The organism is Bacteroidia bacterium, from assembly GCA_019695265.1.
In the GTDB taxonomy this organism is placed as follows: domain Bacteria; phylum Bacteroidota; class Bacteroidia; order JAIBAJ01; family JAIBAJ01; genus JAIBAJ01.
The window spans coordinates 1-14,269 of the sequence record JAIBAJ010000029.1 but is presented as its reverse complement, the minus strand read 5'-3'; the positions used below and the strand labels follow the sequence as shown (position 1 = coordinate 14,269).

The window sequence follows — 14,269 nt, the reverse complement described above, 5'->3', positions numbered from 1 at the left end:
ACCTTGTGAGCGAAAATACCGGTAAAGCATTCGATATGAAGATTTTGGCAAGGGTTTTTTCCTATGCCAATCCTTACCGAACGCAATTGTATACCACTTTTGTATTAACCATTGTTTTGGCTGTATTGGGGCCCATTCGTCCCATGATGATTCAATACACCATCGATAATTATGTGGCTCAGTTTGACCTTTCAGGCTTAAGACTGATGGTGGTGGTAATGTTGGCCTTGCTTCTGCTGGAAGGGGTGTTGCAATTTTATTATTCCTGGCTAACTAACTTTTTAGGACAGGCGGTTATTCTCGATGTCAGAACCAAACTGTTTAGTCACATTGCCCACCTCCGACTTAAATACTTCGATAATACCGCCATTGGAACCTTGGTTACCCGGGTCATCAGCGATATTGAAACCCTGGCCGATGTGTTTTCGGAAGGATTCCTGGTAATTATTGGAGATATACTTCGATTGGTGGTGGCTGTAGTGGTCATGTTGATGGTAGATTGGAGAATGACTTTGATATCCATTTCTACGGTTCCTCTTTTACTGCTATCTACTCGCTGGTTCAAGAACGCTATAAAATCTTCTTTTCAGGACGTTCGAAATGCGGTATCCAGCTTAAACGCATTCTTACAGGAACACATAACAGGAATGAGCATTATCCAAATTTTCAATCGGGAAAAGGAGGAATTGGAAGCTTTTAAGCTCATCAATGCCAACCACCGCGATGCCAATAACCGCAGTGTTTGGGCCTACAGTGTGTTTTTACCTGTGGTAGAAGTTTTATCGGCAATCAGCATAGGATTGGTGGTTTGGTGGGGCGCCAAACATGTGCTGGAAGGAAATGCTTCTCCGGGCAGCATTGTTGCCTTTATTATGTACATCAATATGTTGTTTCGGCCTATGCGCGACCTGGCAGACAAATTCAATACCTTGCAAATGGGCGTGGTGAGTTCCGAAAGGATTTTCAAAGTGCTGGATACCGAAGAGTTTATAGAAAATAATGGCGAAAAAAACGCTTCCGATATTCATGGTGAGATACGGTTTAAGGAGGTTTGGTTTGCTTACAATGCTGAGGATTGGGTGCTGAAAGGCGTTGATTTTTCGGTTGGTAAAGGGGAGAAATTGGCGATTGTTGGTGCAACCGGTGCAGGAAAATCATCTATCATCAATTTATTAACCCGCTATTATGAATACAACAAGGGTCAGATTTTAGTGGATGGCCATAATATAAGGGAGTATGAACTGGCCAGTTTGAGACAAAATATTGCAGCAATACCGCAAGATGTTTTTTTGTTTTCGGGTAGCATAGCCGATAACATTTCATTGCTGAATCAGGATATTTCAATGCATGACATGGAACAGGCTGCCAAGGCTATTGGTGCCCATGATTTTATAGAAAAATTACCTGGTTCATATTTGTTTGATGTTAAGGAAAGAGGAAATATGCTTTCGGTAGGGCAGCGTCAATTGATAGCCTTTGTAAGAGCCTATGTTTACAATCCTAAAATACTAATATTAGACGAAGCAACCTCTTCAGTTGATACGGAGAGCGAGTGGCTAATTCAATCGGCATTGGAGAAGTTAACCCAAGGAAGAACCAGTATTATTATCGCCCATCGTTTAGCAACAGTTCAATTTGCCGACCGTATTTTGGTAATGGATAAAGGCGAAATTGTGGAGCAGGGAAGCCATGCCGAACTCATGCAAAAAGAAAATGGCGCATACAGGAGATTGTTTGAATTACAGTTTAAAAAAGAAGAATCGCTAAAGCTTATTTAAGCAGAATTCTATTTTCCCCTGACCCCTTTCTTCCTAACCGTTTGTAATTTATTGATTCATTTTCCCTCGCCATTTGGAAACAATCCATGGCTTTCCCAATGACTAAATCACCCCGACCCCATCGGGGTCACATATCGATTGGATGAATGGCCGGATCCAACCGACCCCATCGGGGTCACATATCGTTAGGTTAATTGGATGAATGGCCGGATTCGACCGACCCCATCGGGGTCACATATCGTTAGGATGAATGGCCAGATCCGACCGACCCCATCGGGGTCACATATCGATTGGATGAATGACCGGATCCAGCCGACCCCATCGGGGTCACATATCGTTAGGTTTATTGGAAGAATGGGCGAATCCGAACGACCCCATCGGGGTCACATATCGTTAGGTTTATTGGAAGAATGGGCGAATCCGAACGACCCCATCGGGGTCACATATCGATTGGATTAACAAATTTTTAAAAATATTGCCCCAAAAAGGATTTTTAAATCCTTCGAAAAATTTTTCTGTTGATTAATGGTTTTTGTTCTTACCAATTGAAATGTTTCGCCCTATTTCTTTGTATGATTATTTTTTATTCTTTTTTTATGGCAAATACATTTTCAAAAATTTACATTCAATTAGTCTTAACTGTTAAAGGGCGGCAATCATTAATTAATCCGCAATGGGAAAAGGACCTTTATAAATACATTACCGGAATTGTTCAAAATAAGGGGCAGAAAATGTTGGCAATAAATGGTATGCCAGACCATCTGCATTTATTCATTGGAATGAATCCAGATTGTAATCTTTCTGATTTGGTAAGGGAAATAAAGAAATCCACCAATGTTTGGATAAATACAAATGGGTTGACCCCTTCTAAGTTTTATTGGCAAATTGGGTTTGGGGCTTTTTCATATGCAGAATCTGAAAAGTCTCGTGTGATTCGTTATATTGAGAATCAAAAGGAGCATCATTCCAAAAAATCTTTCCAAGCGGAATTCATGGCCTTATTAGAAAAGTTTGAAGTTCCTTATAAAAAGGAATATTTATTCGAATGGCAATGAAAGGATGAAATTTCAATGCAGGAAGGAAAAATCCGAAATGCTTCCTAGATTTTGTATCGATATTTGACCCCGATGGGGTCGGGGGGGAGGGGAGGGTAAAGGGATTAGGGTTTTGTATTGATATGTGACCCCGCTGGGGTCGGGGGGAGGAGAGGGTAAAGGGATTGGGGTTTTGTATTGATATGTGACCCCGCTGGGGTCGGGGGGAGGAGAGGGTAAAGGATTGGGATTTTGTACCGATATGTGACCCCGCTGGGGTCGGGGGGGATGGGTAAGAAGGGGTGAGCTTGGGTTTGCACCATCGGGCAACGATAGAGGCAAGTAGCCCACAGGAGCACGCGGCGCTAGCCAAGTGGGCCGAGGACTACAGCCGATAGCGTGACCCGAAGCCCGGTGCAGGATATTTGGGTTTCGCAGGCAATAAAGTAGGGCGAAGGGGGCCCGCCAAATGAATAAAAAATCTAACAATGGCCAGGAAAAAGTTAGGGGCATGAATCAATCCTTTCCCCAACTATCTTTGTCCGGGAAATGAAACAAAAGGTGATAATTATTGGACCGGCTTATCCACTTAGGGGTGGTGGCTTAGCTTCGTTTAATGAACGATTGGCCAGGCAGTTTCAAAGTCAGGGTTTCGATACCACCATTTACACCTTCTCTTTGCAATATCCCGGTTTTTTGTTTCCGGGTAAATCGCAGTATTCAACCGAGGCCCCTCCTAAGGATTTAGATATCCGGGTAAGGATAAACTCAGTTAATCCTTTGAACTGGATTTCGGTTGGAAAAGAGCTTAGACAACTTAAACCTGATTGTGTAGTGGTGCGCTATTGGTTGCCTTTTATGGGTCCGTGCTTAGGAACTATTTTACGCTTGGTAAGAGGAAACAAACACACCAAAATTGTTTGTATTGCCGATAATGTTATTCCGCACGAGAAGAGACCGGGCGATGTGGCATTTACCCGGTATTTTGTAAAACCTGTTCATGCCTTCATTACCATGAGCGAAAAAGTATGGAAGGATTTAAAGGGTTTTAGCGCTGCCCCATCTCGTTTAGTGGTTCATCCTTTGTACGATAATTTTGGAATAGCCTTAGAGAAAGGACGTGCCAGGGACTATTTAAAGTTGCCAAAAGATAAAAAGATAGTGTTGTTTTTTGGTTTTATCAGACAATACAAAGGTTTGGATATCTTGTTCAGAAGCATGAAGATTTTGAAAGAAAGAGGAAGCGATATTCATTTGTTGGTAGCCGGAGAGTTTTATGAAGACCGTAAGCCATACGATGAACTGGTGAAAGAGCTGGAAATTGGGGAGAAATTAATTTTACGTACCGAATTTATTTCGGATAGCGAGGTGCAATATTATCTGAGTGCCGCAGATTTTGTCATTCAACCTTATCGAAATGCCACCCAAAGCGGAGTAACCCCATTGGCCTATCATTTTGAAAAACCTATGTTGGTAACCCGTGTAGGTGGTTTGCCCGATTCGGTAGTGGATGGTTATTCCGGTTTAATTGCCGAACCCAATCCGGAATCGATAGCCGACCGTATGGAAGAGTTGTACCGATTGGGAGAAAGTCATTTTTTACCCCATCTTTGTGAAGAGAAAAAAAAGTATAGTTGGAAAGTATTGGTGGATAGTATAGTTGAACTAGCCCAAACAAGCAAATGAAAGAAGAAATTAAGCAACTGATGCAGGCTTCGGCCGATGTGAAACTGAAACTGGTTCAGGATGCTGAATTGCAGGAACGCCTGGCACAGGCTATAGAGCTGGTTTGTGTTGCATTTGAAAGTGGAAAGCGAGTGTATTTTTGCGGAAATGGAGGCAGTGCGGCCGATGCTCAACATTTGGCTGCTGAATTTACAGGCAGATTTTATAAAAACCGTAAAGCATTACCTGCCGAAGCGCTTCACTGTAACACCTCCTACATTACGGCCCTGGCCAACGATTTCAGCTATGATGATATTTATGCCCATTTGGTGGATGGAATTATGCAGGAAAGCGACGTATTGGTTGGATTGAGCACCTCGGGCAATTCGCCTAATATTGTGAAGGCTTTTGAAAAAGCGAAGGAGAAAGGTGTGAAAACCATTGGGTTTACCGGCGAAGGCGGAGGCAAACTGAAACCCTTGAGCAATGTTTTATTGAATGTTCCATCGGGCGATACACCCCGGATACAAGAATGCCATATTTTACTGGGCCATATTCTTTGTGAATTGGTTGAAGCAAGACTGTTTTAGGTGGAAGCATTGGATTTTAGCAAAATCGATAAAACCTGGACCTTGTTTTTGGACCGGGACGGGGTAATCAATTACGAAAAGCGGAACGGCTATATTTCGGGCTGGAAGGATTATAAACTTTATGAAGACGCTTTGGAGGCCTTGGCCATATTTGCAAAGGTTTTTGGAAGGATTGTTATAGTTAGCAATCAAAAAGGGGTTGGAAGGGGAATTACCAAACTGAAGGATTTGAATGAGATTACTGATCGTTTATTAGCCTTGGTAAACGAATCGGGCGGTCGCATTGATAAGGTTTATTACGCCTTTGATATCGAAGATGCTGCACCCAACCGCAAGCCCAATCCGGGTATGGCGTGGCAGGCTAAGACCGATTTTCCGGAAATTGATTTCGAAAAAAGTATCATGGTAGGCAATCGTTTGAGTGATATGGAATTTGCCCACCATGCAGGAATGTATGGGGTGTTTTTGGCTACAACTCATCCCGAGACGGAATTTCCACACCCTTGGATTGCGGTGAGGTTTGGAGGATTGGGGGAAATGGCTGGGAAAGTTGAAAAAGTGAGAAAAGAGGAGTGAGAGAAGCGGAACGTGGTTGGGCTTTAGGAAGAGATTCCTTGCAAATGGTTTTGGCGGTTTGTTTTACTCAGGGTATTGAGTAATTTTACTCAATGCCCTGAGTAATTGGTCTTGAACAGAATGGGATAAGCTGGCAGGAGTTTTTAAGGGTTAATCCGAGGGTGTTGTTGTAGTAGACAAATGAGGTGTTATAAATACCTTTATCCGGAAGAGTTAAATCATTTTTAATATATGAATTATGCGGGCCCCCTCCGCCCAACAACAGGACTGCAAAAGCCAAAAAACTTGCCTGGGCGTTCGGGTCACGCTATCGGCTGTAGTCCTCGTCCCCCTAGGCTAACGCCGTCGGGGTCCTGTGGGCTACTTGCCTCTATCGTTGCCCGAGGTGCAATCTATTCGTGTAGCATTTAATCCAAAACACTTATGCGGTTGACAATCAATAGCTAGTTTTTTTTCAATCTACCCTAACTATTCTTCAGGCCCTTTTTATAGATTTTCTGTATACTTCCTTTTTCTTCTTTTAAGCAAAGGGCTTCCAAGGCAGGAATCAAATTGTTATGGTGTTTTGTTTTAAGGGCTGCAATGGCAATCAATGCGGTTGCAGCGCTCCAACGCACTACGGTTCCGGTATGCTCGGCATTGTCTAACAAATTAACGATAGCCTTATCGAGTTGGTTGACAAAATTTTGGGCGGTATTGGCTATCACTTTAGCGCTTTCCCATTTTATTCGGGGGGCTTTGGCTGTTAATTGATTTACTACAAATTCAAAGCCTGCTATGGAAAGTAATTCAGGTTGTTTTTGGGTGGCTAACTCCATGGCTTCGATGCAGGTGGCTTTGGCAGGGTCTTTGGCCTTTAGAGAAAAGGCTAATCAATTGGCTTCGCTAAGTAATCCATTTTGCAACTGCTGTGCAATGGCTTCGGTTTTTTGTTTGGGTTTAAGAGTAGGGTCGAGTAGGATGGAGGAGATGGGCATGGGGGTAATTGATATAGAATAGGCTAATTAAAAGGTTGTTATTATCAAACAAAGAGTAAATGAGGTTGAAATATAAGATTAAATTTATATGTTTTGTTTGGATAAAATTTTATCCAATTATATTAATATTGCTTAAAAAGCAGCAAAATGTTAAAATTATATCCTGTTTTGGAAATGTAAAATGAAATAATTATTTTAGCAGCAAAATAAAAAAGAAAAGGCGACTTACGCCGCCTTAAATGTTTTCACAACGGAATAATCCTTATTGTGATTTGCTTTCAATGGGACAAATATAGTATAACTTTTGTAAATAAATAAAAATGAAGAAAATTTTAGGATTGGATTTAGGAACCAACAGTATTGGTTGGGCTTTGGTTGAAAGTAATGCGTCTGAAACTACTCACGAGAATTGGAAAGGAAAAATTTTAGGAATGGGCAGCCGTATTATTCCTATGTCACAGGAAATTATGGGTGAGTTTGAAAAAGGAAATACTATTTCCCAGACTGCAGAAAGAAGACATTACAGGAGTGTTCGACGCTTAAGAGAAAGAGAATTGCTTAGACGAGAGCGATTGCATCGTGTGTTAAATGTATTGGATTTTTTACCTGAACATTATTCAAGTCAAATTGATTTTGACAAGCGTTTGGGACAATTTAAAGAAGGAACTGAGCCAAAATTGGCTTATCGGTTTAATGAAGAAACCAAAAGGTATGAATTTGTTTTTCAAAAGTCGTTTCAAGAAATGATAGCTGATTTTTCAACAAATCAGCCCGAACTATTATCAGGAGGGAAAAAAGTGCCTTTTGACTGGACTCTTTATTATTTACGCAAAAAAGCACTTTCAGAAAAAATTGAAAAGGAAGAACTGGCGTGGTTACTTCTAAATTTCAATCAGAAAAGAGGCTATTATCAACTAAGGGGAGAAGATGAGGAAGGTGAAAGAGATGATGTTATAACAGAAGTGCAGAATTTAAAAGTAGTTAATTGTATAAAAGGTGAAAAGGATAAAAAGGACGGGTATTATTGGTATAAAATAATTCTAGAAAATGGCTTGGAGTTAAACAGAACCTCAACAAACGGTTTTGATTCTTGGGTAGGCACATTTAAAGATTTTATAATTACAACCGAATTAAACGCGGATGGTACTATAAAATATACAAAAGGTAAAAATGAAACAAAAGCCAAAATTAAAGTAGAAATCTTGCCTACATTCGAAGAAATTGAGAAAATTATTGATGCCAAAAAGAAGGGGAAGTTATATAGCAAAATAAAATTTCGAACCGAATACACCATTGAGAAAAGTGGCAAAACCGTTGGTGCATATATTTATGATGCCCTCCTAAAAAATCCCAATCAAAAAGTAAAAGGGAAATTAATTCGCACAATAGAACGGAAGTTTTACAAACAGGAACTGAAAGCAATATTAGAAACTCAAAGCGCATTTCATTCCGAATTAAGTAACATATCCATTTACAATGATTGTATTAATGAACTTTATGTTAATAATGAATCTCATAAAGGAAACATAAAAAATAAAGGCTTTGCCTATTTATTTATAGAAGATATTCTCTTTTATCAACGGCCTTTGAAAACTAAAAAATCTTCAATTAGCAATTGTAGATATGAAAGAAGAATTCATAAAGATAAAGAGGGTAATTGGGTTTGGCAGCCTTTAAAATGTATTGCAAAATCGCATCCTTTATTTCAGGAATTTAGGCTTTGGCAATGGATTAAGAATTTAAAAATCCTAGAAATAGAAAGCGGATTAGATATTACTCTCAAATTAATTCCTTCAGAAAATGAGTATGTTAAATTATTCGAATGGCTTAATGGTAGAAAAGAGATAGAGCAAAAGGCTATACTTAATTATTTCAATCTTAGTGAAAAAAAACATCGTTGGAATTATGTAATAGATAAAAGATACCCATGTAATGAAACTAGATCATTAATAATGGGGCGTTTAGATAAGTGCCAAAATGTTCCAAAAGATTTTCTAAAAATTGAGAAGGAAATTTCTTTATGGCATATCCTTTACTCGGTTGAAGATAAATACGAGATAGAAAAAGCCTTAAAAACCTTTGCTAATAAAAACAAACTAGAGTTGGATTTTGTTGAACAATTCAAAAAGTTCCCTCAGTTTGAAAAATCATACGGATCCTATTCAGAAAAAGCAGTTAAAAAGCTATTGCCTTTAATGCGAGCGGGTAAATACTGGAAAAGTGAAGATGTTTGGCAAAAGGTGCCTAGTTATAAGATAAATATAGATGGGATTGTGGGAAAATTAAGAGAGAATAATCTCAAAGCGAATGATGAATATAAAAAAACGATTAATTCTAAACTGCTTGATGAGTTAGAAAAGCTAAATGATGATTTAGATTCATATAAGGATTTACCACTTTATATTGCCTGTTATGTTGTTTATGGCAGACATTCTGAAGAAGGTGAAATAAAAAAATGGGAAACATCCAATGATATATCACATTTTCTTGATCCAAAACAAGAGGACGGATTTAAGCAAAATTCACTTCGAAATCCTATTGTTGAGCAAATTGTTTCTGAAACCTTGCGTGTGGTAAAAGATATATGGGTAGAATATGGCAAAGGTCAACCGGAATTCTTTAATGAAATTCATATTGAACTGGGAAGAGAGATGAAACTTCCTGCAGCGGAACGAAAACGGTTAACAGAGAATATTTTAAAAAACGAATCAACAAACCTTAGGATAAAGGCCCTTTTATCTGAACTAAAGAACGATAAAAATATTGAAAACGTAAGACCCTATTCTAATAGTCAACAAGAGATACTAAAGATTTATGAAGAAGGTATAATTAATTCTGTAAATGAAATACCGGAAGATATTCTCAAAATACAAAAGAGTAATCAACCAACTCAAGCAGAGTTAGTTCGATATAAACTTTGGTTAGAACAGGGTTATATTTCACCATATACCCGTGAAATAATCCCTTTGAATAAACTATTTACTTCAGCATATGAAATTGAACATATTATTCCACAGTCTCGATTTTTTGATGATTCTTTAAGTAACAAGGTTATCTGTGAAGCAGAGGTAAATAAAGTTAAGGGTAATATGTTGGGAATGGAGTTTATAAAAGAATTTGGTTCACAACAGGTTTCATTGAATTTCGGAAAAAAAGTAACCATTCTTACAGAAAATGAATATTCCGATCATATATCTAGGTACTTTTCTAACAATAAGGCTAAATTGAAAAAGCTTAAGCTAGAAGATATTCCAGAGAAGATGGTTGAACGACAAATGAATGACACAAGATATATAAGTAAAGTAATAAAAAACCTACTTTCAAACATTGTTAGAGAAGAAGGTGAGAAAGAAACTACTTCGAAAAATGTTATATCTACTAGTGGGGGAGTAACTTCAATACTAAGGCAAGATTGGGGTTTGAATGATGTGTGGAACGAATTGATTATATCTCGTTTTGAACGTTTAAACAATCTAACAAAAAGCAAGAACTTTACTTCTTATAGTGTAAAGCATCAAAAAGAAATACCCAATGTTCCATTTGAACTGCAAAAAGGGTTTCAGAAAAAGCGGATTGATCATCGACACCATGCATTAGATGCCCTGATTATAGCATTAGCTACTCGAAGCCATATAAATTATTTAAACAATGAAAATGCAATTGGAAAGAATTCCAAAGAGTTAAAGCAAAAAAAGCGGGAAGATTTAAAACGGCTATTATGTTTTAAGAAGTTTGAAGATAGTTCAAGCAATAAATACCAATGGGTATTTTATAAACCTTGGCCTAGCCTAACGAAAGATTGTAAAGACCATTTAAACGTAACAATTATTTCATTTAAGCAAAACACCCGAATTTTAAATGAAACGAAGAATCGTTATCTAAAATGGAAAGAAATTGAAGGTAAAAAGGCTAAAGGATTTGAAATGCAAACTGGTAGAACAAACTGGGCTGTTCGCAAACCACTTCACAAAGATACAGTATATGGCAAAGTGTCACTCCTTCTAAAAAAGACCGTAAGTTTTGGAGGGGCACTGGATGATTGGGAATCAATTGCAGACAAATCGCTTAAATCAAAAATTAAGGAATTAATAGGAGAAGGGTTAGATAAAAAGAAGGTTATGAAATTTTTTAAAGAACTCAATCTTAAATGGAATGATAAAGATATATCAAAGGTTGAGGTTTACTATATTGATAAAGACAATGTAGCATCTCGTGAAAACCTTAATGAATCGTTTAACAAAAAACGTATTGACTCCATTACTGACACAGGTATCCAAAAAATTCTTATTAAGCACTTAGAAAAGTATGATGAAATTAAAGGGGATAAAATAATTGAACACCCTGAAATTGCGTTTTCTCCTGATGGAATTGAATTAATGAACAGCAATATTATTGAATTAAATAATGGGAAAAAACATCAACCAATTTTCAAAGTCAGAACGTATGAATTAAAGGGAAACAAATTTGCTGTTGGTGAAAAAGGAAATAAAAAGGACAAATTTGTTGTTGCTGCCAAAGGGACAAATTTATTCTTTGGTATTTATCAAAAGAATCAAGGAGGGCGCTCCTTCGAAACAATACCACTACATGTTGTGATTGAGCGGTTGAAGCAAGGATTATCTGAAGTTCCAGAAACAAATGCGGATGGCGAAAGGCTATTGTTTTATCTTTCTCCTAATGATTTGGTTTATGTTCCAAAAGAGGAAGAAATGGATAACATTAACAATATTGATTTTACCAATCTTTCATCTGAACAGGTCGGTAGGATTTATAAAATGGTCAGTAGTACAGAGAAAGAGTGTCATTTTGTGCCTTCCAGTCTCGCTTCCTTAATACTATCTTATGATTCAAAATCAAAACTTGGAGAACTTGGTAGTCTAAATAAACTAGAAACGACCATTGAGAATAATGGTTCAAGTAGAATAAAAGAATCCTGCATAAAATTATTTGTTGACCGTCTTGGCAAAATAAAGTCCTTCAAGAATAATTCACCAAACTACAACTATAGAAATCAAGCATCAATAATAGTTTCTGACATTAATCCAAAATATCACCTACCTGTTTCATTTTCAACCTTAGAAGAGCTTGAGGTGGAGGATGCAGAATTCACCAAAGAATTGTCGCCCGAACAAAGGTTTGAATACTTAAACGAATTAAGAAAAGCCACTCACAATCTAACCCTTTCCGAAGAAGAGAAAAAGGCACTTTTAAACCGTATAATTATAAATCCTTCAAATGGACATTAAAGACCCCTTGTTTTCATTAGTAATTAATCGATTGCTAAGGCATCAAGTATCATTTCTTTTAATAGGAGGCTATGCTGTTAATTTTTATGGCTATGGACGTTACACCGGAGATATAGATTTTTGGTTGGAACCCTCCAATGAAAACAAAGCTAAATTTATAACAGCTTTAAAATCACTAAGCAACAACTGGGAACTAATTGAATATGCCAATCAACTCGATTTCACGCAGAAGCAGAGTATCCAAATTGGAAAGGTACCTCATCGTATCGACTTTTTAACTTATGTTAATTTGGTCGACTTTGATGAAGCTTGGGAGAAAAGGAAAGAAATACCATTTCAAGACTTAACGCTCCCGATTGTGCACTATGATCACCTAATCTTAATGAAATTTAATACCGGTCGGCCCAAGGACAAGTTGGATATTGAAGAATTACAAAGAAGAAATAAAGGAGAAACACCAGAAATTTAGATTGAAGTACTAAGAAAAACCAATGATTAAACGTACTTTTCGTTTTAACAATCCTTGTTATTTAAGTCTAGAAAATGAGCAAATGGTGGTGTCCTATAACCGAATCAATGGACAGGAGGAGTTGCCAGATAGAAAAGCTGCCATAGAAGATATTGGAATTATTATCCTTGAACACAAGCAAATAACACTTACCCATGCATTAATGGGAAAGCTTATCGAAAACAATGCAGCCCTTATTACCTGCAATGAAACCCATCATCCAACCGGATTGCTATTGAACCTGGATGGGCATACCAACCAAAGTGAGCGTTTTAGGGCTCAACAGGAGGCCAGTATCCCTTTAAGGAAGCAATTGTGGCAACAAACCATCAAAGCCAAAATAGCCAATCAGGCCAAAATGTTGCGAATAGCCAAGGCTGAATTCAAATACCTTGAACGTTTGTCTTCTATGGTAAAAAGTGGCGATGCAGACAATCATGAGGCTCAGGCAGCAGCCTATTATTGGCCTAGATTATTTGCACCGGCCTGGAACTTTTATCGGCGCAGGGAAGGGGAGCCCCCCAATAATTTGCTAAATTATGGATATGCCATTTTACGTGCTGCTGTCGCTAGGGAACTTGTGGTGTCAGGTTTGTTACCAACGTTTGGTATTCATCACAGAAATCGGTACAACAGCTATTGCCTGGCCGATGATATAATGGAACCTTATCGACCCTTTGTAGATCATGTTGTTTGGAATATCCTTCAGGAAACCTCAACAATTGAAAGATTAACCAATGAACACAAACGAAGGTTGGTGGAAGTTTTAACCCAAGATGTAAAGATGGACGGAGAAACAAGTCCATTGCAAATAGCCCTGAATAAAACCACCTCTTCCCTTGCTAAATGTTTTTTAGGTAAGGCAAAGAGAATTAGTTATCCCATTGGTCCATAAACCATCTATTCATGCAGGATCGCTTAAATGCTTACCGTATTATGTGGGTATTAGTCTTTTTTGATCTTCCGACCAATACTGCCAAAGAGCGTAAAGTGGCTGCTCGATTTAGGAAGGATATTCTGGGTGATGGTTTTACCATGTTTCAATTTAGTATCTATGTGCGCCATTGTCCAAGTAAGGAGAATGCAGATGTACATATTAAGCGAGTAAAAAAACTGTTACCGGAGTTAGGACATATTGGAATTTTGGGAATAACGGATAAGCAATTTGGGGATATGGAGATTTTTTATGGTAAAAAAGCCAGTCCACCCAAACCGGTTCCGCAGCAACTTGAATTTGATTGGTAGAAATAAAAATTCCCCGAATACATTCTAGCAAACGGGGAATTTTTCCCATAATTTTTTTGTTCTAAAAACCCATAAAAACCTTGAATTAGCAAGGCTTTCAGCAAATCCTGTTGTTGCAAAGATGGGAAAGAACTGAGGTGGTCGGGTTTGATTGGACAAATATATAATTTAAAAATAACAGGTTAAATAATTAACAATGAGGGGGTTCGGGGGAGACTCATAACTTTAGGTTTTGGTTGATAACTAGGCAGCCCTCTTAAATAAGGCCACTGGTGGGATTTTCCCAATGGAAGAGTGTGTTCTTTTTGCATTGTAATAGTTAATAAAGGTGTTACATTCGTTAAAAAGTTCGTGTCCGTTTGCACTTGGATTTAGGTATAGCCTGTCATGCTTTATAGTTCTAAAGAACCTTTCGATATGAGCATTGTCAGTTGCTCTTCCTTTTCCATCCATTGAAATGGCAACAGTTTGAAGTGACTTGACATAGGAGATATATTCTTCACTTGTAAATTGAGTTCCTTGATCGGAGTTGATGATTTGCGGTTTGCCATGTGATTCTACTGCCATTTTAAGTGTTCTTACCACCCAGTCGGCATCCATGGTATTGGATATATCCCAGCCAACAATGTAGCGGCTATATACATCGATTA

Annotated in this window: 11 protein-coding genes; 9 read left to right on the top strand and 2 right to left on the bottom strand. The window is 38.1% G+C overall.

Annotated features, from left to right (window positions below):
• Positions 1 to 5: 5 nt before the first annotated feature.
• From K1X82_06330 to K1X82_06310, 5 genes are all read left to right on the top strand, one after another.
• Entirely contained in the window at positions 6 to 1,778 is a 1,773-nt protein-coding gene (locus K1X82_06330; protein MBX7181708.1) for an ABC transporter ATP-binding protein/permease, read from the top strand.
• A 596-nt stretch (positions 1,779 to 2,374) separates the two neighbouring features.
• Positions 2,375 to 2,833 (top strand): IS200/IS605 family transposase, encoded by a 459-nt coding sequence (gene tnpA / locus K1X82_06325; protein MBX7181707.1) that lies wholly within the window; start codon positions 2,375 to 2,377, stop codon positions 2,831 to 2,833.
• A gap of 528 nt (positions 2,834 to 3,361) precedes the next feature.
• Positions 3,362 to 4,498: a glycosyltransferase family 4 protein gene (locus K1X82_06320; GenBank protein MBX7181706.1), complete on the top strand. Its 1,137-nt coding sequence runs from the start codon at positions 3,362 to 3,364 to the stop codon at positions 4,496 to 4,498.
• Positions 4,495 to 5,067, top strand: coding sequence for a D-sedoheptulose 7-phosphate isomerase (locus K1X82_06315; protein ID MBX7181705.1), 573 nt, complete (start codon positions 4,495 to 4,497; stop codon positions 5,065 to 5,067). The genes K1X82_06320 and K1X82_06315 overlap by 4 nt, the downstream gene beginning before the upstream one ends.
• A gap of 9 nt (positions 5,068 to 5,076) precedes the next feature.
• Positions 5,077 to 5,643 carry an HAD-IIIA family hydrolase gene (locus K1X82_06310; protein MBX7181704.1) on the top strand — a complete coding sequence of 189 codons (567 nt, stop codon included), beginning with the start codon at positions 5,077 to 5,079 and terminating at the stop codon, positions 5,641 to 5,643.
• A 464-nt stretch (positions 5,644 to 6,107) separates the two neighbouring features.
• Here K1X82_06310 and K1X82_06305 read toward each other — a convergent pair whose 3' ends face one another.
• The gene (locus tag K1X82_06305) at positions 6,108 to 6,461 is read right to left on the bottom strand and encodes a hypothetical protein (protein MBX7181703.1); all 354 of its coding nucleotides are present in this window, start codon (positions 6,459 to 6,461) and stop codon (positions 6,108 to 6,110) included.
• A gap of 479 nt (positions 6,462 to 6,940) precedes the next feature.
• On the opposite strand from K1X82_06305, the gene cas9 reads away from it, so the two are divergent.
• From cas9 to cas2, 4 genes are read left to right on the top strand one after another with little or no spacing between them, the layout of a single operon-like run.
• On the top strand, positions 6,941 to 11,866 hold the full coding sequence (cas9, locus tag K1X82_06300; protein MBX7181702.1) for a type II CRISPR RNA-guided endonuclease Cas9: 4,926 nt from the start codon (positions 6,941 to 6,943) through the stop codon (positions 11,864 to 11,866).
• On the top strand, positions 11,856 to 12,335 hold the full coding sequence (locus K1X82_06295; protein ID MBX7181701.1) for a nucleotidyltransferase: 480 nt from the start codon (positions 11,856 to 11,858) through the stop codon (positions 12,333 to 12,335). The genes cas9 and K1X82_06295 overlap by 11 nt, the downstream gene beginning before the upstream one ends.
• Positions 12,336 to 12,357: 22 nt before the next feature.
• Complete coding sequence (cas1, locus tag K1X82_06290) at positions 12,358 to 13,269, top strand: type II CRISPR-associated endonuclease Cas1 (protein ID MBX7181700.1); 912 nt, start codon at positions 12,358 to 12,360, stop codon at positions 13,267 to 13,269.
• 11 nt (positions 13,270 to 13,280) lie between these two features.
• Positions 13,281 to 13,619 carry a CRISPR-associated endonuclease Cas2 gene (cas2, locus tag K1X82_06285; protein ID MBX7181699.1) on the top strand — a complete coding sequence of 113 codons (339 nt, stop codon included), beginning with the start codon at positions 13,281 to 13,283 and terminating at the stop codon, positions 13,617 to 13,619.
• A 243-nt stretch (positions 13,620 to 13,862) separates the two neighbouring features.
• Here the strand turns inward: cas2 and K1X82_06280 are convergent.
• Positions 13,863 to 14,269: DDE-type integrase/transposase/recombinase (locus K1X82_06280; GenBank protein ID MBX7181698.1), on the bottom strand; the 407-nt coding region annotated here is incomplete at its 5' end.